The sequence below is a fragment of the Alteromonas sp. P256 genome (genome assembly GCF_036864455.1).
Taxonomy (GTDB): domain Bacteria; phylum Pseudomonadota; class Gammaproteobacteria; order Enterobacterales; family Alteromonadaceae; genus Alteromonas.
The window spans coordinates 56,870-82,728 of sequence record NZ_JAZETM010000015.1 but is presented as its reverse complement, the minus strand read 5'-3'; the positions used below and the strand labels follow the sequence as shown (position 1 = coordinate 82,728).

Here is a 25,859-nt window from a genome sequence, read left to right as displayed (position 1 = left end):
TGTTAGTGTAGTTTTACCGTGGTCAACGTGGCCGATAGTACCCACGTTTACATGGGGTTTCGTACGTTCAAACTTTTCTTTTGCCATTTTTCTCGTTTCCTAAGTTAAAAGTCCGACCCACAAATAGACCGGACCGAACCTTCATTTAGATTAGATTCTAGATTCAATAATAGCCCGCGCCACATTGTTAGGCGCCTCAGAATAATTGAAAAACTCCATTGAGTATGAAGCACGACCCTGCGTTTGTGAACGCAAGTCTGTCGCATACCCAAACATTTCTGAAAGAGGCACTTTAGCACGAATCATTTTAATACCTGCTACGCCATCTTCCATACCTTCGATCATGCCGCGGCGACGATTTAAATCACCAACAACATCACCCATCCAGTCTTCTGGAGTCGTCACTTCAACTTTCATAGTGGGTTCAAGCAACACCGGATTTGCTTCTGCGGCGCCCTTTTTGAAACCCATAGAGCCGGCGATCTTAAACGCCATTTCAGAAGAGTCAACATCGTGGTATGAACCGTCAAACAAAGTAACCTTTACATCAAGCACCGGATACCCTGCAAGAACACCACTTCGCATCTGCTCCTGAATTCCTTTATCGACCGCTGGAATGAACTCTTTTGGAACAGTTCCACCGACGATCTCGTTCACAAATTCGTAGCCAAAGTCCTCTTCCTGAGGCTCAATGCGTAACCATACGTGACCAAACTGGCCGCGGCCGCCCGACTGACGAATGAACTTCCCTTCCACCTCAACATCTTTGCGGAGGGTTTCACGATAAGCAACCTGAGGGTTACCTACGTTACATTCAACCTTAAATTCACGTTTCATACGATCAATGATGATATCAAGGTGTAATTCACCCATCCCTGAGATGATCGTTTGTCCCGTTTCGTCATCAGTTTTCACTTTAAATGACGGGTCTTCTGCAGCAAGCTTGCTAAGCGCTATGCCCATTTTTTCTTGGTCAGCTTGCGACTTAGGCTCTACTGCAATTGAAATTACCGGGTCAGGAAATTCCATACGTTCTAACGTAATGATGTTATTTGGATCGCATAGTGTGTCACCCGTAGTGACATCTTTAAGGCCGATCGCAGCTGCGATATCGCCCGCGCGTACCTCTTTAATTTCTTCTCTGTCTTTTGCGTGCATTTGCACGATACGACCAAAGCGCTCTCGCTTGCCTTTCACAGGGTTATATACAGTATCACCTGTATTCACCACACCTGAATAACAGCGGAAGAACGTCAGCGTACCAACAAACGGGTCGGTCGCTATTTTAAACGCCAGCGCAGAAAACGGCTCTTCGTCCGTCGGGTGACGCTCTGCTTCTGTTTCGTCTTTGTCGTCAAGAATACCGGTAATCGCTTTTACTTCATTTGGCGAAGGCAGGTAATGAACAACCGCGTCTAGTACTGCTTGAACACCTTTGTTTTTGAAGGCACTGCCACAAGTGGCAAGAACAATTTCGTTGTTCAGCGTACGGGTGCGTAGCCCCAATCGTATTTCTTCTTCGGTTAGCGTTTCGCCTTCCAAATACTTGTCCATTAACTCGTCAGAGGCCTCAGCCGCTGCTTCAACCATTTCAGTGCGATACTGCTCGGCTTTTTCTAAATATTCAGCCGGAATGTCTTCATAGGTAAATGTCATACCCATGTCGTCACCATTCCAGTTGATTGATTTCATCTTAATTAAATCGATGACACCATGGAATTCTTCTTCAGCGCCCATGTTGATTTGAATCGGAACACAGTTAGCGCCTAAACGTTTGCGGATTTGACCCACAACGCGTTCAAAATCAGCACCAGCCCTGTCCATTTTATTAACGAAGACAAGGCGTGGTACCTGATATTTGTCAGCCTGTCGCCAGACTGTCTCTGATTGAGGTTCTACCCCAGAAGACCCACAGAAAACGACTACCGCTCCGTCAAGAACACGTAATGAACGTTCCACCTCAATGGTGAAGTCCACGTGTCCTGGCGTGTCAATAATATTTATTCTGTGTTGATCGAACTGTTGCTCCATACCAGACCAGAAACAGGTAGTAGCAGCAGACGTGATAGTGATACCACGCTCCTGCTCTTGTTCCATCCAGTCCATGGTAGCAGCACCATCGTGCACTTCACCGATTTTGTGAGACAGTCCTGTATAAAACAAGACACGCTCTGTGGTCGTGGTTTTACCCGCGTCCACGTGAGCCACAATACCAATATTGCGATAACGCTCAATCGAGGTCTTACGAGGCATAAATCTCTCTCAGTTATATAACGTTGATTACCAACGGTAGTGAGCAAACGCTTTGTTTGCTTCGGCCATACGGTGAACGTCTTCACGTTTCTTAACCGCTGAACCTTTATTTTCTGATGCATCCATCATTTCAGCCGCTAGGCGCTGTGCCATAGACTTTTCGCCACGTTTACGTGCAGCATCAACCATCCAACGCATACCTAGTGCATTACGACGAACTGGACGTACTTCTACTGGAACCTGATAAGTTGAACCACCAACACGACGAGATTTAACCTCTACCGTAGGGCGGATGTTATCAAGAGCTTCTTCGAATACATCAAGGTGTGCTTTGTTGGTTTTTTCAGCAACAATATCTAGCGCACCGTAAACGATTTTTTCAGCGACTGACTTCTTGCCGTCGAGCATTACGACATTCATGAATTTAGCAAGCAGTTGTGAACCAAATTTTGGCTCTGGTAGGATTTTACGTTGACCTACGACTCTTCTTCTTGGCATTTTCTATTCTCCGTATGAATTCAGGGAATACCCAAAACTCTTAAACTTCAGTTTGGCCTTACTAACGGAGAACCGTTAAGACTTAGGCCTTTTCGCGCCGTACTTAGAACGGGCTTGTCTACGATCGTTTACACCTGCGCAGTCCAATGTACCGCGAACTGTGTGATAACGAACACCTGGTAAGTCTTTAACACGACCACCACGGATAAGTACTACACTGTGCTCTTGTAGGTTGTGACCTTCACCACCGATGTATGAAGAAACTTCAAAACCGTTAGTTAGACGTACACGACATACTTTACGTAGTGCAGAGTTTGGTTTCTTTGGCGTAGTTGTATATACACGAGTACATACACCACGTCTCTGTGGACAAGCTTGCAGTGCAGCTACGTTGCTTTTTTCAACGGGCTTTCTGCGTGGCTTGCGCACTAACTGGTTAACTGTTGCCATTAACTAGCTCCTGATTAAAAACTACGAAAACCCAATCACTGTGATTGGGTCCATATAATGCGACTTTTCAATTCGTCGCCCTGTTTGCGGTAAATATTGTGCTCGTCAATATTTACCAGGCTCTGATACAAAAAACCGCGACCGTTTATCGAGCCTTTTCGGGGCTATCCAAAATCGGGTCGCGGAATATTAATGATCATCGCCCTGACTGTCAAGCTGTACAAACTCTAAGCACTTAATATTCTTAAAATCTGTCAGCCTAAGCTGCCATTATGTTAGGAGTACGTTAACGCACTCCTATGATCATGCCTTATTCGGCCGAATCGTCGTCTGCACCAGCGTTAAGCGCTTCGGTCAATGCCTGTTCTGCATCTGCTGCAGATACTGACATTTCTTCGATTTGCTCTTTGCGCTGTTGAGCACGGCGTTCATGGTATGCGAAACCCGTACCTGCTGGAATAAGTCGTCCAACAATTACGTTCTCTTTCAGACCGCGTAGGTCATCTTCTTTACCTTGAACCGCTGCTTCAGTCAGTACGCGCGTTGTTTCCTGGAACGATGCCGCTGAGATAAATGACTCAGTAGACAGTGACGCTTTAGTGATACCAAGTAGTTGCGTTTCGTACTGTGCTGGTATCTTTCCGTGTTTTTCAATTTCACGGTTTGCTACTTTCACGTTAGAAACTTCTACTTGCTCACCTTCTAGGAACTGCGTGTCGCCTGCATGAGTAATCACGCACTTACGCAACATCTGACGAATAACAACTTCGATGTGCTTATCGTTAATTTTTACACCCTGTAGACGGTAAACTTCTTGAACTTCGTTCACGATGTAGTTTGCTACATGGGAAATACCACGAAGGCGCAATATGTCGTGTGGAGACTCTGGACCATCGGCAATAACTTCGCCTTTTTCCACTTTCTCACCTTCGAACACATTCAGCTGACGCCATTTCGGAATCATCTCTTCGTATGCATCACCTTCAGCAGGTGTAATCACTAAGCGCTTCTTACCTTTAGTCTCTTTACCGAAACCGATAGTACCTGAGATTTCCGCTAGGATAGCAGGCTCTTTAGGCTTACGTGCTTCGAACAAATCAGCAACTCGTGGTAGACCACCCGTGATGTCACGAGTCTTCGAGCTTTCCTGAGGTATACGCGCTAGCACGTCACCTTCGCTAGCTACTTTGCCTTCTTTTGCTTCAATGGTTGTGAAGCTTGGAAGACGAATCTCTTGAAGACCGAACTCATCACTTTCAAGGATTAGCTTAGGCTCTTTTGCGTTTGCCTTTGTTAAATCTTTGACAACGATACGCGTTAGGCCAGTAAGCTCATCTTGCTGCATTTCTGTGTTAGTGTCGTCGATGTCCGCGAAGCTAATCTTAGCTGCACGTTCAGTAACGATTGGGTGACTATGCGGGTCCCAGTTAGCAACAACGTCGCCAGCTGCAATCTTCGCACCGTCATCAACACTCAATACTGCACCGTATGGCACTTTATAGCGTTCTTTCTCACGGCCTTGCTCATCGATAACAGTAAGTTCTGTTGAACGAGACACAATAACCATTTTGCCATCAGAGTTACGTACAGATTTTTCGTTGTGTAGCTTAAGGCTACCCGCCGTTTTAACCTGAACGCTGTTCTCAGCAGACGCTCGAGATGCCGCACCACCAATGTGGAACGTACGCATGGTAAGCTGTGTACCAGGTTCACCGATTGACTGTGCTGCAATTACACCAACAGATTCACCGCTGCCTACCATGTGTCCGCGAGCAAGGTCACGACCGTAACAGTTAGCACATACACCGAAGTCGTTATCACAGGTGATAACCGAGCGTACTTGGATTTGGTCAACAGAGTTGGCTTCAAGCATGTCCACTAGCGCTTCGTCTAGCAGTACATTACGCTCGACCAATACTTCGCTAGTACCTGGCTTAACTACGTCTTCTGCTACCACACGACCTAGTACACGTTCGCGAAGTGGTTCAACAACGTCGCCACCTTCGATTAGTGGTGTCATGGAAACGCTACCGAACGTGCCACAGTCATCGTTAGTGATAACCAAATCTTGCGCAACGTCTACAAGACGACGAGTTAGGTAACCCGAGTTCGCTGTCTTAAGTGCTGTATCGGCTAGACCTTTACGCGCACCGTGCGTTGAGATGAAGTACTGAAGTACGTTAAGACCTTCACGGAAGTTTGCCGTGATTGGGGTCTCGATGATTGAACCATCTGGTTTAGCCATCAGACCACGCATACCCGCTAACTGACGAATCTGAGCGGCACTACCACGAGCACCCGAGTCGGCCATCATGTAAACAGAGTTAAATGATGATTGCTCTTCTTCTTCGCCATCGCGGTTAATTACGATGTCAGTCTTAAGGTTGTCCATCATGGCCTTAGCCACTTTCTCGTTGGCATTTGACCAGATATCGATAACTTTATTGTAACGCTCACCGGCTGTTACGAGACCGTTTTGGAACTGCTCCTGAATTTCGATAACTTCAGCTTCTGCTGCGTCAACGATTTCTTTCTTCGCTTCAGGAATTACCATGTCATCAATACCAACAGACGCACCCGCGATCATCGCGTAGTGGAAACCGGTATACATGATTTGGTCAGCTGCAATAACAGTATCTTTTAGACCAAGCGTACGGTAGCAAGCATTCAATAGTTTTGAAATTTGCTTCTTGCCCATAGGCTGGTTGATGATTTCAAACGGAAGACCCTTTGGAAGGATCAATGAGAAAATGGCACGACCAACCGTAGTTTGAGTCAGTGTTACTTTCTCTGTCTTGTTGCCGTTTTCATCAATATCATATTCAGTAATACGTACTTTAACGCGAGAATGAAGCTCAGCATTACCTGTACGGTATGCCTTTTCTGCTTCGTTAGGGCTGGTAAATACCATGCCTTCGCCTAAGCCGTTTACTTTGTCACGCGTAAGGTAATAAAGACCCAATACAACGTCCTGTGAAGGAACGATAATCGGCTCACCGTTTGCAGGTGACAAGATGTTGTTCGTCGACATCATTAATGCACGAGCTTCAAGCTGTGCTTCGATAGTCAACGGAACGTGTACCGCCATTTGGTCACCATCGAAGTCGGCGTTATACGCCGCACACACTAGCGGGTGAAGCTGAATCGCTTTACCTTCGATTAGTGTTGGTTCGAATGCTTGGATACCCAAACGGTGAAGTGTAGGTGCACGGTTAAGCAACACAGGGTGTTCGCGGATAACGTCATCTAGTACGTCCCAAACCTCTGGTGCTTCGCGCTCTACTAACTTCTTAGCAGCTTTGATAGTTGTTGCAAGACCGCGACCTTCAAGCTTACCGTAAATAAACGGTTTAAATAGCTCAAGTGCCATCTTCTTAGGAAGACCACACTGGTGAAGACGAAGTGTTGGACCAACAGTAATTACAGAACGGCCAGAGTAGTCAACACGCTTACCAAGAAGGTTTTGACGGAAACGACCTTGTTTACCTTTGATCATGTCTGCAAGCGACTTAAGTGGACGCTTGTTAGAACCGGTAATCGCACGACCGCGACGTCCGTTATCTAGAAGTGCATCAACAGACTCTTGTAACATACGCTTTTCGTTGCGCACGATAATGTCTGGAGCAGCAAGGTCTAGTAGACGCTTAAGACGGTTGTTACGGTTAATAACACGACGGTATAAATCGTTCAGGTCAGACGTAGCGAAACGTCCACCGTCTAGTGGTACTAGAGGGCGAAGATCGGGTGGCAATACTGGAAGTACTGTCATGATCATCCACTCTGGCTTGTTACCAGACTGTTGGAACGATTCAAGCAACTTAAGACGCTTCGTAATTTTCTTACGCTTTGTCTCAGAGTTGATTGAAGGTAATTCTTCACGCATTGCTGCAACGTCGGCATCAACGTCAAGTACAGTTAACAGATCGAATACTGCTTCTGCACCCATTTTCGCGTCGAACTCGTCGCCGTGCTCTTCTAACGAATCAAGGTAATCTTCTTCGTTTAATAACTGGCCGCGCTCTAATGTTGTCATACCTGGTTCTGTTACCACGTATGATTCGAAATAAAGCACGCGCTCAATGTCACGTAGCGTCATATCAAGCATTAAGCCGATACGAGACGGAAGTGACTTAAGGAACCAGATGTGTGCTACTGGACTTGCTAGCTCGATGTGGCCCATACGCTCACGACGAACTTTAGTCAGTGTAACTTCAACGCCACACTTTTCACAGATAACACCACGGTGCTTAAGGCGCTTGTACTTACCGCACAAACACTCGTAATCTTTAACAGGGCCAAAGATACGGGCACAAAATAAACCGTCACGCTCAGGCTTGAACGTACGATAGTTGATAGTCTCAGGCTTCTTCACTTCACCAAAAGACCATGAACGGATCATGTCAGGTGAAGAAAGGCCGATTCGAATATTATCGAATTCTTCGGCCTTATGCTGTTGCTTTAGAAACTTTAATAAGTCTTTCACATTACTCTCCCAGCGGAGTCAGTCTCTAGAACCCGGCGCAAGCGCCGGGCCATCTCATAACATTACGCGGCAATTGCCGTATTACTTTTCTTCAAGCTCGATGTTGATACCCAACGAGCGAATTTCTTTAAGCAATACGTTGAAGGATTCTGGCATGCCAGGCTCCATTCTGTGGTCGCCATCGACGATGTTCTTGTACATTTTGGTACGACCGTTAACGTCATCTGACTTAACAGTAAGCATTTCCTGAAGGGTATATGCAGCACCGTATGCTTCAAGTGCCCATACTTCCATCTCACCGAAGCGCTGGCCACCAAACTGTGCTTTACCACCAAGAGGTTGCTGTGTAACAAGGCTGTAAGAACCAGTAGAACGAGCGTGCATCTTATCGTCTACCAAGTGGTTCAGTTTCAGCATGTACATGTAACCAACCGTAACAGGTCGCTCGAACGAGTTACCAGTACGACCGTCGAACAAGGTAATCTGACCGCTTTCTGGAATATCAGCAAGCTTCAACATTTCCTTGATTTCAGATTCGCGAGCACCGTCGAATACAGGCGTAGCAATTGGTACACCCTTACGAAGGTTCTCAGCTAAACGACGAACTTCGTGATCTGTGAAGCTATCAATGTCTACTTCCTGGTGATTTTCACCCAGTTCATACACTTTCTTCAAGAAATCACGCATCTCGGCAAGCTCTCGCTGCTCTTTAATCATGCGGTCAATTTTGACCCCAAGACCATGAGCAGCCATGCCCAAGTGAGTCTCAAGAATCTGACCGATGTTCATACGAGATGGTACACCAAGAGGGTTAAGTACGATGTCTACCGGCGTGCCGTTTTCATCGTATGGCATATCTTCTACTGGTTGAATCGTAGAGATAACACCCTTGTTACCGTGACGTCCCGCCATTTTGTCACCCGGTTGGATGTGGCGTTTAACCGCTAGGTAAACTTTAACTATCTTGAGTACACCAGGCGCTAAGTCATCGCCTTGCGTTATTTTACGACGCTTAGTTTCAAACTTCTTATCGAAGTCAGCTTTGATCTCAGCATGCTGTTCAGCAATTTGGTCTAGCTCTAACTGTACGTCTTCGCTGTTAAGTGCAATTTCAAACCATTTTTCACGTGGCAGGCTGTCAAGCTTAGCTTGTTCAACACCGGCGCGCGTTAGTGCAGTTTGAGCACGTGCAAAAATGCCATCCGCAAGGATTTCAAATTCGTCAGTAAGATCTTTCTTAACTTGACGAAGCTGCATATCTTCAATTTCAAGCGCACGTTTGTCTTTCTCTACGCCGTCACGAGTAAATACTTGAACGTCGATAACCGTACCGTGGACAGAGTTAGGCACACGTAGTGACGTATCTTTTACGTCAGACGCTTTTTCACCAAAGATGGCTCTTAAAAGTTTCTCTTCCGGCGTAAGCTGAGTTTCACCTTTTGGCGTCACTTTACCTACAAGAATGTCGCCGCCTTTCACTTCTGCACCGATGTAAACAACACCTGATTCATCAAGCTTGCTCAATGCAGACTCACCCACGTTTGGAATATCAGAAGAAATTTCTTCTGGACCAAGCTTGGTGTCACGAGCAATACAGCTAAGCTCTTGAATGTGAATAGTCGTAAAGCGGTCTTCTTGCGCTACACGCTCAGAAATAAGGATTGAATCCTCAAAGTTGTAACCATTCCACGGCATGAATGCGATACGCATGTTCTGACCAAGTGCAAGGTCACCAAGGTCTGTCGAAGGACCATCGGCTAGCACGTCACCAGTAACAATTGGGTCACCAACACTACAAGTAGGTCGTTGATTGATACAGGTGTTCTGGTTAGAACGGGTGTATTTGGTTAGGTTGTAAATGTCGATACCTGCTTCACCTGGAAGCATTTCGTCTTCAGCTACTTTGATTACGATGCGACTTGCATCTACGTAATCTACCGTACCACCGCGCTTAGCCACTACCGTTACGCCAGAGTCAACGGCGATAGTTCTTTCCATACCTGTACCCACTAACGGCTTATCCGCGCGTAGTGTTGGAACAGCCTGACGTTGCATGTTGGCACCCATAAGTGCACGGTTTGCATCATCGTGTTCAAGGAATGGAATAATGCTTGCTGCAATTGAAACGATTTGCTGTGGAGAAACATCCATGTATTTGATGTCTTCTTTAGGCATCAACGTTGTTTCACCACGGTGACGACATGGAATAAGGTCGTCTACCAGTTCACCAGCTTCAGTCAACGCGACATTGGCCTGAGCGATAGCGAATTGGCCTTCTTCAATCGCAGATAAATAATCGATTTCTTCGCCCACCACGCCATCAACAATGCGACGGAAAGGTGTTTCAAGGAAACCAAAATCATTGGTGCGCGCAAAGCTCGCCAATGAGTTAATTAGACCGATGTTTGGACCTTCAGGTGTTTCGATTGGACATAGACGACCGTAGTGAGTCGGGTGTACGTCTCGAACCTCAAAGCCTGCGCGTTCACGAGTAAGACCGCCCGGACCTAATGCAGAAATACGACGTTTGTGCGTTACTTCTGATAATGGGTTGTTTTGGTCCATGAACTGAGACAACTGCGACGAACCAAAGAACTCTTTCACGGCCGCCGAAATAGGCTTAGCGTTAATAAGATCTTGTGGCATAACGTTGTCAAGGTCACCAAGACTTAGGCGTTCTTTTACAGCGCGTTCTACACGAACTAAACCAACACGGAATTGGTTTTCTGCCATTTCACCAACCGAACGAATACGACGGTTACCAAGGTGATCGATATCATCAACTTCGTCTTTACCGTCACGTATGGTGATTAGCTGCTTCATTACAGAAACGATGTCTTCTTTGGCTAGCGTACCAGAACCAATAAGTTCTTCATGGCCTAGGCGACGGTTAAACTTCATACGACCAACAGAAGAAAGGTCGTAACGTTCTTCAGAGAAGAACAAGTTTTCAAATAACGTTTCTGCAGCGTCTTTCGTTGGTGGCTCACCAGGACGCATCATACGATAAATCTCAACAAGCGCTTCTAGGCGGTTTGTCGAAGAATCAATACGCAGCGTATCTGAAATGTATGAACCGTGATCAAGCTCGTTGATGTAAAGCGTTTCGAATTCTTTTATGCCGGCTTGACTAAGCTCAGCTAAATTCTCAAGTGCAAGCTCATCGTTTGCACTTACAATGACTTCACCGGTGTCTTCGTTCACATAAGTGGCAGCAAATACACGACCGATTAGATAATCAGCAGGTACTTCCAGCTCTGTTAAACCAGACTTCTCTAATGCACGAGTGTGACGCGCAGAGATACGACGGCCAGTTTCAACAACCACATTGCCATCGCCATCGATGATATCGAAAGCAGCCGTTTCACCACGAAGGCGATCAGGTTTCACTTCCATCATCAGACGGTCTTTGTCGATGCGAACGTTAACTTTTTCGAAGAAAGTATCTAAAATTTCTTCTGACGTCATTTCCAATGCACGCAAAATAATTGTTGCAGGTAATTTACGACGACGGTCGATACGCACAAACAGATTATCTTTAGGGTCAAACTCAAAGTCTAACCAAGAGCCACGGTATGGAATGACACGTGCATTATATAGCACTTTTCCAGACGAGTGAGTCTTGCCTTTGTCGTGATCGAAAAACACACCAGGTGAGCGGTGTAGCTGTGACACTATTACACGCTCTGTACCATTGATAACGAACGTTCCGTTCTCTGTCATCAATGGGATTTCTCCCATGTACACTTCTTGTTCTTTAATATCTTTTACGGTACCTGGGGCTGCGTCTTTGTCGAACAATACTAACCGTAGTTTTACTCTTAACGGAGCAGAGAAAGTTACGCCGCGAATTTGACATTCTTTAACGTCAAAAACTGGCTCTCCCAGGCGGTAGCTTACATATTGAAGCTCTGAATTACCTGAGTAACTTTTAATTGGAAAAACGGAACGAAATGCTGCTTCCAAGCCGTATTGAGCATCGGCGTCGATCTCAATAAACTTTTTGAAAGAATCAAGCTGAATTGAAAGAAGGTATGGAATTTCCAATACCTGTGGGCGTTTGCCAAAATCCTTACGGATACGTTTCTTTTCGCTATAAGAGTAAACCATGGGTTCCTCAGCCTGCTGATTTATGACCCAACCTGCTGCTAAATGCTTTAAAACGCGTGCTATGGGCTAAAAGCTGCGTTTCAAATGGCGCAATAAGCAACAAACTTCCACAACCCTAATTCGGGCAAGTTGACCAGCATACAACAATTTTTAACCAATTATTAGTTAAGTTGTTGGATTTTTATGCTTTTTAATGGTCTTGTCCGAATTGCGCTTAACACAGTGTAGTCTAGGGTTATATTCTACACATTATACAGCGCAAAAAGGCTGGTGGTTTAAAAAACCACCAGCCTTGCCGTCTCAGGCAAATAATCTGATTAAATCAGATTATTTGATTTCAACTTCAGCGCCAGCTTCAGTTAGAGTCGTTTTAAGTTCTTCAGCTTCTTCTTTGCTTACGCCTTCTTTGATAGCTTTAGGAGCAGATTCAACTACTTCTTTAGCTTCTTTAAGACCTAGGCCAGTCGCGCCGCGAACTGCTTTGATAACTGCAACTTTGTTAGCACCGAATGAAGTCATTACAACGTCAAATTCAGTTTTCTCTTCAACAGCTGCAGCTTCACCGCCTGCAGCAGGACCAGCAACAGCAACAGCTGCAGCAGATACGTTGAATTTTTCTTCAGCTGCTTCGATTAGCTCAACCAATTCCATAACTGGCATTTCAGCAATCGCGTTTAAAATATCTTCTTTAGTTAGAGCCATGTTCTCTAAACTCCTGGGGTTTTAATGTTAAAAAAATCAATATGCCAAAAACGAAAATTACTTCTCGTCTTTGATCGCCGCCAATACGCGCACAAACTTGCCAGGAACTTCGTTGATTGTTTGAACGAATTTCCCAACTGGTGCTTTGAAGGTCGCAAGTAGTCTTGCAAGCGCTTCGTCGCGAGTTGGAAGTGAAGCAACTGCGTCCAATTTCTCTGGACCAAGTAGACCACTACCAATTGAAAGTGCTGTTACGTTAAGCTTATCGTTGGTCTTACCGAAGTCTTTAAAAAGACGTGCCGCACCGCCTGGTGCGTCGATAGAGAAACCATAGATAAGCGGACCTGTAAGTGCGCTTTCTAAGTCTGCAAATTTGCTGTCTGCCAATGCACGCTTAGCTAGTGTGTTACGTACAACCTTTAGGTATACGCCTTGCTCACGAGCTTTTATGCGAAGGTCAGTCAGTTCTGCAACTTCCATCCCACGGTATTCAGCGACGGCAACGGATAGAGCGCGAGACGCAACTTCAGATACCTCTGCTACGATCTCTTTTTTTGCTGCTAAACCTAGTGCCACTGAGTTCACCTCTTTGTATCTGACATTGTTGATAGTTACCTATCATCGCCGTCAGGGTTCACAGATTGATACCAAACATCATATTTGGTACCGCTCTACGGTGTTTGTTATCCCAGAGAGTCTGAGTCAAACCACCGTCTGCGCAGGTTGTTCTATTAAGCAGTATGTTGACTGTGAAAGCTCTCTTACTTCTTTCACCACACCGCACCTGCGGTCTTGGACGGGAGTTGTTTACTAGCACTGCTATGTACACAACTCCAACCCATAACCTTTAAGAGAACTAACGGGCAATACCCGCTAGCTTCAAAACTATAGACCTACAGAAGCCTTATCAAGAGATACACCGGCACCCATTGTGGTGCTTAGGCTGATCTTCTGGATATACACACCTTTCGCAGAAGAAGGCTTAGCTTTCTTCAATGCTTCAAGTAGTGCTTCTAGGTTTTCTTGAATTTGGTTAGCTTCAAATGCAATCTTACCTAAGCTTGCGTGGATGATACCGTTTTTATCATTGCGGTAGCGAACCTGACCAGCTTTTGCATTTTTAACAGCAGTAGCAACGTCTGGCGTTACTGTGCCTGTTTTAGGGTTAGGCATTAGGCCACGTGGACCTAAGATTTGACCTAGTTGGCCAACAACGCGCATCGCGTCTGGGCTAGCAACTACTACGTCAAAGTTCATTTCGCCTTTCTTAACTTGTTCAGCTAAGTCATCCATACCAACGATGTCCGCACCAGCTTCTTTAGCCGCTTCTGCGTTTGCGCCTTGAGTAAATACCGCTACGCGTACGTCTTTACCAGTACCGTTAGGTAGTACAGTTGCACCACGAACGTTTTGGTCAGATTTCTTAGCGTCGATACCAAGGTTTACAGCAACGTCAACACTTTCAGCGAATTTAGCAGTCGCTAATTCTTTAAGAAGAGCAACTGCTTCGTTGATTTCATACTCTTTAGTTGAGTCAACTTTGTCACGTACTAGACGAGCGCGTTTTGTTAATTTAGCCATTCGATTAGTCCTCTACGTTCAAGCCCATTGAGCGAGCAGAACCCGCGATAGTGCGTACCGCTGCGTCTAGATCAGCAGCTGTTAAGTCTGGCTCTTTAGTTTTAGCAATCTCTTCTAACTGAGCGGTGGTAACTTTACCCACTTTCTCAGTGTTAGGACGGCCAGAACCGCTCTTGATGCCAGCTGCCTTCTTAAGAAGGTATGACGCAGGAGGAGTCTTCGTTTCGAATGTAAAAGAACGGTCTTCGTACACAGTAATTTCTACTGGTACTGGAGCACCCTTCTCTAGGCTGTCAGTCTTTGCATTGAAAGCCTTACAGAATTCCATGATGTTCACACCGTGTTGACCTAGTGCAGGACCAACTGGTGGACTTGGGTTAGCAGCGCCTGCCGCAACCTGAAGCTTGATAATACCGCTTACTTTTTTAGCCATTTTAAATGCTCTCTTGTTTGGGTCTAACGCCTCGCAAATACAGAGAATATTTGCTCAATTGGCTTCCCGTTTCCGTTTAAAAGGGCGCGCATTATAAGGGCTGATTAATTGCTATGCAAGCCCCTACGTGATTAAAAAACGCGCTTTGCGTAAATAAAGGCTATTCACATTGTTAAAACACGACTTTTCTATAAACAAAAAAACCTGCCGAAGCAGGTTTTTCGTAAATAAAGATGGGATTAACCTTTCTCTACCTGACCAAACTCTAGGTCTACCGGTGTAGAGCGACCAAAGATAAGTACTGATACTTTTACGCGGCTTTTTTCGTAGTCTACTTCTTCTACTACACCATTGAAATCGGCAAATGGACCGTCTGTAACGCGTACCACTTCACCTGGCTCAAACAATGTCTTCGGCTTAGGCTTATCTACCGACTCTTCAAGACGGTTTAAGATAGCATCAGCTTCCTTTGGAGTAATTGGCATTGGGCGGTCTGAAGTGCCACCAATAAAACCAAGAACGCGAGGAACGCTTTTCACTAAATGCCATGAATCTTCATTCATTGCCATTTCGACAAGCACGTAACCAGGGTAAAACTTGCGCTCAGACTTACGCTTTTGACCAGCGCGCATCTCAACAACTTCTTCTGTTGGCACAAGTATTTGGCCGAAGTGCTCTTCCATATTGTGCATTTTGATGTATTCAAGAAGGGTTTTCTTGACTCGAGCTTCATACTGAGAAAATGCTTGTACTACGTACCATCTCTTTTTAATTTCTTCTTCAGACATACGTTATGCTCCGATTCCCGTTATAAAGCCAACTACACGAACGATGATACCGTCTAGTCCCCATAAAATTAGTGCCATAACCAAGGTTGCAGCCAAAACAATCAATGTGGTTTGGTTAGCTTCTTGACGTGTAGGCCATACTACTTTGCGTACTTCAGTACGTGACTCTTTAGCAAAGCTTAAAAACGCACTGCCTTTGTTTGTAGATGCAGCAATAAAGCCAGCCACTACAGCAACAACTACCGCTGCAAGAGCGCGATATAATACCGAAAGTTCACCGTATACTGTGTTGGCAGTAACCAACCCTGCAAGTAGTGCAAAAACCACTACCCATTTAAACATGTCCAACCCGTTGGACTGATTTTCCGTCTTTTCGCTCATGTCACGATCCTAGCACTACAGCGTCGTTTTCTTGCGTTACACGCGCAAGTTAATAATTTGGCAGGGGTGGAGGGACTCGAACCCCCAACCATCGGTTTTGGAGACCGCTGTTCTACCAATTCGAACTACACCCCTGTGGCGTTTTTACTCTTAAATTTTGCTTACACTACCCTTGTGATTTGTGCGTCTTTTCGAAGGAAAGTGCGGTATCGCAAGGGAGGGACGCGTATTATACTTAACCACTTTCAAGTTACAAGCGGTTTATTCCCCTCCCGCTGTGCACATTGCTAACGGGGCGTGGGTTATTCCACGCCAATAAATCCACCCGTTTGGTGCGCCCACAGCTTGGCATAAATACCGTTATAAGCAATGAGCTCGCTATGGGTGCCCTGCTCCACAATTTGGCCTTTGTCTAGCACAAGTAATCTGTCCATTTGGGCGATAGTTGATAACCTGTGAGCAATAGCTAACACAGTCTTTCCTTCCATCACTTTATCTAAACAAGCTTGAATGGCTGCTTCCACTTCTGAATCTAGCGCCGATGTAGCCTCATCTAAAATGAGCACTGGAGCATCTTTTAGCAGCACACGGGCAATCGCTATTCGCTGTCGTTGCCCGCCAGACAGTTTAATACCGCGTTCTCCAACGTGAGCATCGTACCCTGTGCGTCCCTGATTATCAGTAAGAGTTAATATGAAGTCGTGGGCTTCCGCTTGTTTCGCCGCTTTAATCATATCTGCTTCGCCTGCGTCGGTGCGTCCGTACAGAATATTGTCACGCACAGAGCGGTGCATCAGTGATGTATCTTGCGTAACCATACTGATTTTAGCTCGCAGTGTTTCTTGCCCAACTTCTGTTATGTCCTGACCATCTATAACAATACGCCCACTTTGCGTATCGTAAAAACGCATCAGTAAATTAACGAGTGTGGATTTACCTGCACCAGAGCGACCTACCAAGCCTACTTTCTCTCCGGGCTCAATGGTTAAATCTAATTGCCTAAACACGTCGATAGGCTGATTGTTTGCACCTGAGTATGAAAAGTTAACATTCTCAAAGTGAATTTTACCACCACCTACGTTCAATGCATCGGCATCGGGCTTATCTTTAACGGCTACTGGCTGAGCGAGTGTATTCATGCCATCTTGCACCGTGCCTAGGTTTTCAAATAATCCAGACACTTCCCACATTATCCAATGAGACATGCCGTTTAATCGCAAACATAAACTCACTGCAATGGCGATATCTCCAGGTGTCGCAATCTGCTCCATCCAAAGAAAAACTGATAACGCACCTATGGTGAAGATCAAAATGGCGTTTGCCATCTCGACACAAAATTCAAGAATGGTAACAAGGCGCATTTGTGGATACACCGTTTGCAAAAAGCCATCCATGCTCTCTTTGGCATAGTCTGCTTCTCTGCGGCTGTGAGAAAACAGTTTAACCGTGGTGATATTGGTGTAGCTGTCAACTATTCGCCCCGTCATTAATGAGCGAGCATCGGCTTGCGCTTGTGAAACCGCTTTAAGCTTTGGTACGAGCACCCGCAAAATACCAATATACACGAAGAACCACACCACCAGCGGAAGCGCGAGTCGCCAGTCAGTGCTAAATACCAGCACCACCATAGAGATGAAATAAACGCTAATATACACCAACAAATCGAGCATTTTGGTAACTGTTTCGCGCACGGAAAGCGCGGTTTGCATTACTTTTGTGGCGACGCGACCTGCAAACTCATTGTGAAAAAAGGTAAGGCTTTGCCCAAGTAAATATCGGTGGGCCTGCCACCTTATTCGCATAGGGTAATTACCCATTAGTGATTGGCGAGAGAACAATGAACGCAAAAAGATAAATGCGGGAATAAAGACCAGAACCGTTAGCCCCATTCCGATTAATGTAAACTTCTGCTCTTCTAAAAAGGTTTCTCGACTTTGCTCTGAGAACCAATCAACGAGCTGCCCCAAAAATCCAAACAGCGCCACTTCTAACATCGCCACTATGGCACTTAATACCGAAACGGTCAGGATGATATGCCACATGCCTTTCGTGTAGTACTTACAAAATGCGACTAACCCCGTGGGTGGTTGCGTTGGCGGCGTATCTGGAAAAGGCTGTGTAAGCCTCTCAAAAAAAGAAAACATGCAAAAACTCTTTTTGTTATTGAATCGCCAGATGCTTACTGAATCTCGGCGTTAATATTTACGTTGAGGTGTGTACGCAATTCTACACGATATGTTCAGTCAATTAATTAACTCGTTGAGGAAAATCACTAGAGATAGAGTGGATAAAGGGCGTAATGACTGAGCATGTATTTTGCTATCAGTCTTTCGTTAAGTTTGCCGTAATATGCGATTAACATTCTTTTGACATCTAACTAAATCCTTCATACTGCCCACACAAAAACTATAACGAACAAAAAGACGTTTAAAAAAATGGACACTTTGATATGCAGGACACCTCAGCGTTGTATCGGTACGAGCTGGCGGCCGTACTGCCTCGCTTTATTGCTTGCACTCGCATTTTCTGTTAGTGCCGTTGAAGGTAATTCAGCACAGCAGGATAGCCAACAAACAAAAGAAGACAGCAAATCGGTGGCCGTGGTTATTCAGAGCACTACAGAGTCTGTTATTCAGAGTTCGGCTGAGTCCACTACTGAATCGGCAGAGCTACCTTCCCCAGATAAACGCTCATCCGACGTTAGTGATACCATTTCACCTAACGAGTCCCATACCTTTGACACTATCGTGGTACCCTATCTTTCAGAGACGATTACGTTAGACGGTATCTTAGATGATGAGGCATGGCAGCGGGCTAAGGAAATTCCGCTTAATGTAGTGACTCGCCCATTTGAAAATACAGCCCCACCCGTTAAGACCATCGCCAGAATATTCGAAAATGGCGATATGATTTATATCTCTTTTACTGCATTTGACGATGACCCTTCTGCAATACGCGCATTGTTTCGCGACCGCGATAGCGTGTGGGATAACGATTTGGTAGGCGTTAAGCTGGATACATTCGGCGATAGCCGTCTCTCTTATCAGTTTTTTGTCAACCCTCACGGTATACAAACCGACTCTATCGAAAACCAGATGACGCGCAGCGAAAGCGCTAGTTGGAATGCTATTTGGGAGGCGGAAGCAAAAATCACCGATGAAGGCTATACCGTAGAAATCGCGCTGCCGTTTCGCATTATGAATTTTCTGGATATTGACGGGCTTAAGCAATGGCGCGCGGAGTTTGTTCGCTTTTATCCAAGAGATAATAACCTGCGTATCTCGAACCGCCCTGTGGATCGCAATAACGCGTGTAGCTTATGCCAAATGGGAAAAATGCAAGGCTTCAGTCGTGCTAAGCAAGGGAAAAACCTGTCAATTACTCCCTATGCCGTTGCCGGAGCGGCACGCAGTAGAACGCCATCAACCCCAGAGCAATGGGAATACGGTAACAATCAAGAGGTGGGAGTAGATATAAACTGGGGCATTACCTCTGACATGCTGCTTCAAGCTACGATTAACCCAGACTTTTCACAAGTAGAGGCCGACGCCGGTCAACTTGGGATTAATAACCCTTTTGCACTTTTCTTTCCTGAGCAACGTCCCTTTTTTGTGGAGAATGCCGACTTTTTCAGTACTCAATATGACTTGGTGTACACCCGCAACATTGGCGCTCCTGATATTGGTAGCAAACTTACTGGCAGAATTAACGACCATACCTTTGGTTTACTGCTGGCAAATGATGAAACTACCACGTTCCTCGTTCCAGGGAATTTAGGCTCAAGCGTTGCGCAGCTCAAACAAGGCAGTACAAACCTTGCAGCGCGCTATCGCTATGATATTTCCGATACCCTGTCTGTTGGTTCTATATTTACGGGTAGACATGCTGATGAATATCACAACCTAGTCACCGGCGTTGACGTGCGCTATCAAATTACACTTAGTGATACACTACGGGCACAATTGCTTCGCTCTGATACGCAATACCCTGACGCCCTTGCCTCACAGTTTTGTCGAGGCAATTGCGGGAATCAAGAAGACTTTACCGAAACAACATTGAGAACAGACAAACAAGACGCGTTCTCTGGAAGTACCTACAAAATAGATTACCGCCATGAAGAAAGAGAATGGTATGTCATTGCCAATAGAACCAGTACTCAGTCTGATTTTCGTGCCGATTTAGGTTTTGAAAGTAATGTCGATAGGCACAAATCAATACTCGGTGGCGGGCTGTTGTGGTGGAAGGATAATGCGTGGTGGAACCGTCTAGAGTTTGGTGGCGACTGGGATATCACTCACAATGACAATGGCGAGTTAATAGAACGAGAAGTTCAGGCGCAAATAGAGATGAACGCAGCCTATCAATCGTATTTCAACTTCCAATGGGTGAAGCGAGACACAGTTGGATTACGCCAAAACGGTGCAAGCCTTGCCATTGACGGCAACACCACACGTTTTACCGAAGAGCAATTTTCTTTCTACTTTGAAGCGCAACCAAATCGCACCCTGTACTTTGAAAACTTTGCCCGAATAGGCGATAGAATAGACTTGCGCAACAATCGCTTGGGCGATCAAATTCTGCTTGAGCCCCAAATAACGCTAAATATTGGCGATCATTTAGAAGCCTCAATTAGCCATGAATACAATCGTATTGATGTAAACAACGAGATGCTGTTTACCGCCAATTTATCTGACTTTCGCATGAGCTACCAGTTCGACGCAAAGCAGTTTCTTCGCCTTGCGCTTATTTACTCAGATGTACGAAGAAACCCCAGTATTTATTTGGTGGACGTAGACGCTAGAGAACGTAACATGGGTACACAGCTAGTTTACTCATATATGATTAATCCCCTGTCCCGTTTATTCATTGGCTATGGCGACTCTGCATTTGCAGATGAGGCAACGCCAGGACTTTTTCGAACAGAGCAAGCGGTATTTATGAAATTTAGCTACGCGTGGCTGTATTAATAGTAACGATAGTAGCGCTACTGCACTGGGGTCAGTCTTTATAGCCTAAGGCAGCGAGTGTTGTTTCCACTTTTTCTCTGTGTTGCTCTTGCCACTGAGATAACGACATTGACGAATCTTTATCTGCCCGCGCTTTTGCGATGCTAAAGGCCTCTTCAGATTCAGCGCGTGGAATAACGGCGATGCCTTCTTCATCAGCCACAATGATATCACCAGCATTAACGGTGACACCGCCACACACAATCGGCTCATTGAGAGGCGCTATGCACTTCTTAGCGCCTGGCTTTGGCACAACTCCACGCCCAAAAACGGGAAACTTGTTTTCTCTCGTCTCTGCAATATCTCTAATCACGCCATCGATGACAAAGCCAGCTATACCTCTTTCTTGGGCGATAGCGCACACGTTCCCACCGGCCACGGCAAATTTGTCATCAGCTTGAACCACAATGATATCCCCAGGCTGGGCTCGGTAAATTGCAGCATGCAACATAAGATGATCGCCAGGGGCACATTTTACCGTGAAGGCAGGCCCTGCAATGCGCCCCATTCCTGCCCATAGAGGCTTTATCCCGTAGTCCATAAATTGCTCTCGTGAAAGTGCATCGGCATATTCGCAGGGCGAGATTGAGGCAAAAAGTGCTGAGTTAAATGGCTTCATGATATGTCCTCTGTTAAACAAATTGATGAGCGGGCCAGGTCCACTATAACCAATTGGCCACTACAAGTTGTTACAACCTGTGTATTTTCACTATAAACACTTTTTCTAATAATGCCTTCATGCTAAAAAGTGTTCTAAACCAACAATAAGTGGTCTCTATATTCTTGTTTGCGCAAGATAAAAACCACACAGAATAACAGCACCGCAGCGCCATTGCACAGCTCTTCATTACACAGCCCTACCGTGTTTAGCTTAGCGCTAAAAGTGTGGTCTTATATAGTGCAGTTCTACGCAGTACAACGCAGTGCCACATTTTCATAAGAAGGACATACCAAACGATGTTACGTAGCGTATTAAGCTTAAGTGTTGCACTTGCATTAGCGGCATGTAGCCCGCAAAACACGGCGCCAGAAACCGGTACCGTTGCAGAAGTACAGAAAGAGATGCTGTCTTCGGGGATCATAACTGAAAATATGGATTTAAGTGTCAGACCTGGCGATGACTTTTTTCAGTATGTAAATGGGAAATGGTTCGACACTTTCGAGATCCCTGCCGATAAATCTAGCTATGGCTCCTTCGTTATTTTACGAGATGAAGCACAAGACCATGTGATGGACATTATAAAGTCATCGGCAGAAGGCGACTTCAAAGCGGGTAGCGACGAACAAAAAGTGGGTGATTTTTATCGCGCCTATATGGACGTCGACACCCGAGATTCATTAGGTGTAACACCGCTTGCGCCTGAGTTAAACAAAATTGCGAATATCGAAAATTATTCAGATCTGGCCGCCTATTTTGCCTATGCGGCTCGATATGGTTACGGCACGCCATTTAGCCTGACTCAATATCCCGATTTAAAATCGCCGCAGCAATATCTTATGTATACCTGGCAGTCGGGGCTAGGTTTACCAGAGCGCGAATACTATTTCAACGATGATGAAAACTCGCAGACCGTGCGCGATGCCTATGTGAAACATATTCAAACTATGTTCGAACTGGCCGGTTTTAACGCACCACAACAAAGCGCGCAAATGTTGTTTGAGCTAGAAACTCGTATTGCAAAGTTACATATGAAGAAAGAGCAAGCGAGAAACTTCGCGGCCAATTATAATAAGTTGACCATTGAAGAGCTTGGCGAACTCATGCCTAACTTTGATTGGTCGCGCTATTTAGAAAGCGCTGATATAAGCGACATTGAGGCATTGGGAATTTTGCAAAAAGACTATATGCAAAATATCGATGGCGTAATTCAACAAACCTCTATTGATGATTGGAAAACCTTTCTGCAGTGGGGACTGCTCAATGCATCGGCAAGTCGATTGAATAGTGAGCTTGATGAAGCAAACTTCAACTTTTACAGCAAAACACTTCGCGGCGTCGAAGAACAGCAGCCTCAGTGGCGACGTGCAGTAAACTTATCGAATGCCCATGTGGGTGAGCTAATTGGCAAGGTCTATGTGAAGCAGCACTTTCCACCAGAAGCCAAAGAACGCATGATGGAAATGGTTAACAACCTTCTGCTTGCCTACAAAAGTAGTATTGAAAACCTTGAGTGGATGACTGATGAAACTCGCGAACAAGCCCTCGATAAACTATCTAAATTTACCGTGAAAATTGGCTATCCAGATCAGTGGAAGGACTATTCAGCGCTTACGGTAAAAGCCGGTGACTTATTTGGCAACTTAAAGCGCTCTTCTGATGTACTTTATGAAGAGATGTTGAAGAAACAGGGCGGCCCGGTATGGACTCACGAATGGGGTATGACACCGCAAACCGTGAATGCTTATTACAATCCGCCACTAAATGAAATTGTATTTCCTGCAGCCATTCTGCAGCCGCCATTTTTTGATATGAATGCTGAAGACGCCGTTAATTATGGTGGTATTGGTGCAGTTATAGGTCATGAAATTGGCCACGGATTCGACGATGCAGGCTCAACATTTGATGGTGATGGTGTATTGCGCAACTGGTGGACCGATAAGGACCGCTTAGAGTTTGAAGCGCGCACAACCAACCTCATTGACCAATATAACGAGTTTGAGGTGTTGCCTGATGTGCATGTTAATGGCGAATATACCCTTGGCGAAAATATTGGCGATCTGGGTGGAATAAGTATAGCCCTTAAAGCCTATCACTTGTCTTTAGATGGCGAAGAAGCACCTGTTTTAGACGGTTTTACCGGCGACCAGCGTGTGTTTTTAGGGTATGGCCAAGTGTGGGCAAGTAAGTACCGCGACGAAGCGTTGCGAAGCCAAGTTCAAACCGATACCCATTCACCGGCTCAGTTTCGTACAAACGGTGCACTTCGAAATGTGCCCGCCTTTTACGAAGCGTTTAACGTAACTGAAGAAGACGCCCTGTATCTTGCACCGGCAGACCGCATTAAAATTTGGTAAGCAATATACCCATCAAAAAAGGGCGCCTGTCTTCACAGGCGCCCTTTTTTTCTCAGCTTTTTCGACTGGCTTTGGTTTAGACTTGCTTTTGTTTTCGCTTACTTTAGTTATGTGTAGCAGAAAGCGAGCTAATGCAATCAGCCATCTACAGACTGGTCAGCCGATAGCCTTTTAAGCACTTCAACGGCGTGAGATACTTTATCAGACTGCACAAAAATATGGTCATGATGATAAGCGGCAACCACATTGGCACTGATACCAGCGCTGCCCAACGCAGTGCTCATCGCTGCCGTCATGCCAACAGCATCGAGACTTGAATGCACTTCACAAGTTATACACTTAAATGGCCCTTCACCTGTGAGTCCATGCTGCGCTGCCAGCTGGCACGCTAAGATAAAGGTAACGCCCTCAGCTTCTTTGAATATGCCTTTTGCCTTGGTCAATAACATACTATGTTTGTCACCTTCAGATTCATGCTCACTCAACGAAACGAAGATAAACTCTTCTGCGCTAACAACCGGAGATAGGTTACTCAATAGCACTCTCAAGTCTTTTTCTGCTGCCATGGTCAGTACCTGTAAGCGTTTATTTTAAATTTTTAGATCGCGATTTTTTGATAACGCCTAAGACTTGCTATAGCTTTTTAGCTCTAATGCGCTTGCCCTTTATTTTACCTTCGCGAAATTGGGTCATTGCTCGCTTCACGCTGCGCTGCTTCACTGCAACAAAACTCGCGCTATTTTGTACCGCAATTTTACCTATATCATCACCTGGAATACCTGCATCTTTGGTTAATGCACCAAGGAGATCGCCAGGGCGAAGCTTTTGTTTCTTACCCGCGCTAAGTGACAGGCAAGTAAACTCTGGCTGGGTAATTTTGTTTTTATGAAAACGAAGGCTTTGCGCGCCTTTTAGCGGGATGTCTTCTTGCTGCAGCACCTCAATTTTTCGTAGCGAACTCTCTTCATCATCGCTAATTAGCGTAATGGCCATTCCCTCTGCGCCTGCTCGTGCAGTGCGCCCAATTCTGTGAATATGCACTTCTGGCTCTTCACTTACGGTGTAGTTAATGACACACGCGATATCATCAATATCCAGTCCTCTGGCAGCCACATCGGTAGCAACTAAAACCTGCAGTGAGTCGCTGGCGAACTGCATAAGTACAGCGGTGCGCTCATGCTGTTCCATATCACCTTTTAGGCCTGCCGCACTGAAACCTTCTTCTACAAGCTCCTCTACCACCTCAGCCACCTGAACCTTGCGATTACAAAACACAATGGCGTTTTTAGGCTGGTAGTGAGTCAGCACCGCTTTTAGGGCTTGAACCCGAGTGTGCTCTAGCACGTTGTAACCCAGTTGCGTAATCGCTGGCTTGTTGTCTTGAGATTCCACTTTGCACGACACAGGATCTCGCAAATACTGATTAGCTACACGCTCAATTTGTTCAGTAAAGGTGGCAGAAAACAACAGTGTCTGTACCTTTGATGACATGGGAGAAAAAATAACGCGCAAGTCATCTTCAAAGCCCATATCCAACATTCTGTCAGCTTCATCAAGCACACGAAAACGCACATTTTTTAGTGTAATTCGACGTTTTTCTACGTGATCCATAATTCGCCCTGGTGTACCCACGATAATGTGCGGACTGTGTTTAAGGGACTGAATTTGCGGCCCCATGGGTTTACCGCCACACAGGGTTGTCACCTTCACGTTACCAATTTGCTTCGCCGCCTGCCTAAACTGCTCTGCGACCTGATCTGCTAACTCTCGCGTTGGGCATAAGACTAATGCTTGAGTAGTAAAGTCATTAACATCAATGTTTTCCAGCACAGGAATAACAAAACACAGGGTTTTGCCACTGCCCGTTTGCGCTTGGCCAATAATATCCCTGCCTTGTAAGGCACTAGGTAAAGACTGCGCTTGAATAGGCGACAGTTGGTGAATGCCTTGAGCGTCTAGCGCTTTTACAACTGCGGGGTTTATATCAAGGTCTTTAATCGTTTCAACTGTCATTATTCTATCCAATGGGGAGATTCAAAGGCCTTCTTTACCGTTTTTACCACTCGCTAGTGGCAGTCTTACTGACCATTAGCGGTAATGAGGAGGTAAAAACGAAAGGCTCATGATAATTTAAAAACACGCGAGCGGTTTTTCAAAAA

General features: G+C 45.5%; 18 protein-coding genes and 1 tRNA gene. 2 read left to right on the top strand and 17 right to left on the bottom strand.

The features are described from left to right. The 14 genes from V7R39_RS17125 to V7R39_RS17060 form a co-directional block, all read right to left on the bottom strand. On the bottom strand, positions 1-87 hold an 87-nt coding region (locus tag V7R39_RS17125; RefSeq protein WP_039555751.1), incomplete at its 3' end, for a GTP-binding protein. 63 nt (positions 88-150) lie between these two features. Beyond that, positions 151-2,253 (bottom strand): elongation factor G, encoded by a 2,103-nt coding sequence (fusA, locus tag V7R39_RS17120; RefSeq protein ID WP_163105762.1) that lies wholly within the window; start codon positions 2,251-2,253, stop codon positions 151-153. A gap of 27 nt (positions 2,254-2,280) precedes the next feature. Beyond that, on the bottom strand, positions 2,281-2,751 hold the full coding sequence (gene rpsG, locus V7R39_RS17115) for a 30S ribosomal protein S7 (protein ID WP_163105764.1): 471 nt from the start codon (positions 2,749-2,751) through the stop codon (positions 2,281-2,283). A 75-nt stretch (positions 2,752-2,826) separates the two neighbouring features. After that, positions 2,827-3,201 carry a 30S ribosomal protein S12 gene (rpsL, locus tag V7R39_RS17110; RefSeq protein ID WP_032097755.1) on the bottom strand — a complete coding sequence of 125 codons (375 nt, stop codon included), beginning with the start codon at positions 3,199-3,201 and terminating at the stop codon, positions 2,827-2,829. A gap of 310 nt (positions 3,202-3,511) precedes the next feature. Next, complete coding sequence (gene rpoC, locus V7R39_RS17105; protein ID WP_334032141.1) at positions 3,512-7,684, bottom strand: DNA-directed RNA polymerase subunit beta'; 4,173 nt, start codon at positions 7,682-7,684, stop codon at positions 3,512-3,514. 81 nt (positions 7,685-7,765) lie between these two features. Continuing rightward, positions 7,766-11,794 carry a DNA-directed RNA polymerase subunit beta gene (rpoB, locus tag V7R39_RS17100; RefSeq protein ID WP_334032140.1) on the bottom strand — a complete coding sequence of 1,343 codons (4,029 nt, stop codon included), beginning with the start codon at positions 11,792-11,794 and terminating at the stop codon, positions 7,766-7,768. Between the two features lie 327 nt (positions 11,795-12,121). After that, a complete protein-coding gene (gene rplL / locus V7R39_RS17095; RefSeq protein WP_163105769.1) occupies positions 12,122-12,496 on the bottom strand; it encodes a 50S ribosomal protein L7/L12 in 375 nt (124 codons plus the stop codon). Between the two features lie 57 nt (positions 12,497-12,553). Continuing rightward, positions 12,554-13,072, bottom strand: coding sequence for a 50S ribosomal protein L10 (gene rplJ, locus V7R39_RS17090; RefSeq protein WP_032097751.1), 519 nt, complete (start codon positions 13,070-13,072; stop codon positions 12,554-12,556). Positions 13,073-13,381: 309 nt separating this feature from the next. Then, positions 13,382-14,077 (bottom strand): 50S ribosomal protein L1, encoded by a 696-nt coding sequence (rplA, locus tag V7R39_RS17085; protein ID WP_287009786.1) that lies wholly within the window; start codon positions 14,075-14,077, stop codon positions 13,382-13,384. Between the two features lie 4 nt (positions 14,078-14,081). Then, positions 14,082-14,510: a 50S ribosomal protein L11 gene (gene rplK, locus V7R39_RS17080; protein ID WP_163105771.1), complete on the bottom strand. Its 429-nt coding sequence runs from the start codon at positions 14,508-14,510 to the stop codon at positions 14,082-14,084. A gap of 239 nt (positions 14,511-14,749) precedes the next feature. Beyond that, positions 14,750-15,298 (bottom strand): transcription termination/antitermination protein NusG, encoded by a 549-nt coding sequence (gene nusG / locus V7R39_RS17075; RefSeq protein ID WP_032097747.1) that lies wholly within the window; start codon positions 15,296-15,298, stop codon positions 14,750-14,752. Between the two features lie 3 nt (positions 15,299-15,301). Then, a complete protein-coding gene (secE, locus tag V7R39_RS17070) occupies positions 15,302-15,679 on the bottom strand; it encodes a preprotein translocase subunit SecE (protein ID WP_032097746.1) in 378 nt (125 codons plus the stop codon). A gap of 58 nt (positions 15,680-15,737) precedes the next feature. Next, positions 15,738-15,814: transfer RNA gene (locus tag V7R39_RS17065), tRNA-Trp, on the bottom strand. A 167-nt stretch (positions 15,815-15,981) separates the two neighbouring features. Further along, positions 15,982-17,823: an ABC transporter ATP-binding protein gene (locus V7R39_RS17060; RefSeq protein ID WP_334032138.1), complete on the bottom strand. Its 1,842-nt coding sequence runs from the start codon at positions 17,821-17,823 to the stop codon at positions 15,982-15,984. 291 nt (positions 17,824-18,114) lie between these two features. Here V7R39_RS17060 and V7R39_RS17055 point away from each other — a divergent pair, with 291 nt between their 5' ends. Then, entirely contained in the window at positions 18,115-20,646 is a 2,532-nt protein-coding gene (locus tag V7R39_RS17055) for a carbohydrate binding family 9 domain-containing protein (RefSeq protein ID WP_334032137.1), read from the top strand. Between the two features lie 31 nt (positions 20,647-20,677). Here V7R39_RS17055 and V7R39_RS17050 read toward each other — a convergent pair whose 3' ends face one another. Continuing rightward, entirely contained in the window at positions 20,678-21,304 is a 627-nt protein-coding gene (locus V7R39_RS17050) for an RraA family protein (RefSeq protein ID WP_334032136.1), read from the bottom strand. Positions 21,305-21,642: 338 nt separating this feature from the next. On the opposite strand from V7R39_RS17050, the gene V7R39_RS17045 reads away from it, so the two are divergent. Continuing rightward, positions 21,643-23,700 carry a M13 family metallopeptidase gene (locus V7R39_RS17045; RefSeq protein WP_334032135.1) on the top strand — a complete coding sequence of 686 codons (2,058 nt, stop codon included), beginning with the start codon at positions 21,643-21,645 and terminating at the stop codon, positions 23,698-23,700. 137 nt (positions 23,701-23,837) lie between these two features. Here V7R39_RS17045 and V7R39_RS17040 read toward each other — a convergent pair whose 3' ends face one another. Beyond that, on the bottom strand, positions 23,838-24,266 hold the full coding sequence (locus V7R39_RS17040; RefSeq protein WP_334032134.1) for an ACT domain-containing protein: 429 nt from the start codon (positions 24,264-24,266) through the stop codon (positions 23,838-23,840). A gap of 67 nt (positions 24,267-24,333) precedes the next feature. Continuing rightward, positions 24,334-25,713, bottom strand: a complete 1,380-nt coding sequence (gene dbpA / locus V7R39_RS17035; RefSeq protein WP_334032133.1) for an ATP-dependent RNA helicase DbpA — start codon at positions 25,711-25,713, stop codon at positions 24,334-24,336. Positions 25,714-25,859 lie beyond the last annotated feature (146 nt).

Coding starts and splice junctions, on each gene's coding strand:
- fusA (WP_163105762.1), bottom strand. CDS start 2,253: ATGCCTCGTAAGACCTCGATTGAGCGTTATCGCAATATTGGTATTGTG.
- rpsG (WP_163105764.1), bottom strand. CDS start 2,751: ATGCCAAGAAGAAGAGTCGTAGGTCAACGTAAAATCCTACCAGAGCCA.
- rpsL (WP_032097755.1), bottom strand. CDS start 3,201: ATGGCAACAGTTAACCAGTTAGTGCGCAAGCCACGCAGAAAGCCCGTT.
- rpoB (WP_334032140.1), bottom strand. CDS start 11,794: ATGGTTTACTCTTATAGCGAAAAGAAACGTATCCGTAAGGATTTTGGC.
- rplL (WP_163105769.1), bottom strand. CDS start 12,496: ATGGCTCTAACTAAAGAAGATATTTTAAACGCGATTGCTGAAATGCCA.
- rplA (WP_287009786.1), bottom strand. CDS start 14,077: ATGGCTAAATTAACAAAACGCGCTCGTCTAGTACGTGACAAAGTTGAC.
- rplK (WP_163105771.1), bottom strand. CDS start 14,510: ATGGCTAAAAAAGTAAGCGGTATTATCAAGCTTCAGGTTGCGGCAGGC.
- nusG (WP_032097747.1), bottom strand. CDS start 15,298: ATGTCTGAAGAAGAAATTAAAAAGAGATGGTACGTAGTACAAGCATTT.
- secE (WP_032097746.1), bottom strand. CDS start 15,679: ATGAGCGAAAAGACGGAAAATCAGTCCAACGGGTTGGACATGTTTAAA.
- V7R39_RS17060 (WP_334032138.1), bottom strand. CDS start 17,823: ATGTTTTCTTTTTTTGAGAGGCTTACACAGCCTTTTCCAGATACGCCG.
- V7R39_RS17055 (WP_334032137.1), top strand. CDS start 18,115: ATGGACACTTTGATATGCAGGACACCTCAGCGTTGTATCGGTACGAGC.
- V7R39_RS17050 (WP_334032136.1), bottom strand. CDS start 21,304: ATGAAGCCATTTAACTCAGCACTTTTTGCCTCAATCTCGCCCTGCGAA.
- V7R39_RS17045 (WP_334032135.1), top strand. CDS start 21,643: ATGTTACGTAGCGTATTAAGCTTAAGTGTTGCACTTGCATTAGCGGCA.
- V7R39_RS17040 (WP_334032134.1), bottom strand. CDS start 24,266: ATGGCAGCAGAAAAAGACTTGAGAGTGCTATTGAGTAACCTATCTCCG.
- dbpA (WP_334032133.1), bottom strand. CDS start 25,713: ATGACAGTTGAAACGATTAAAGACCTTGATATAAACCCCGCAGTTGTA.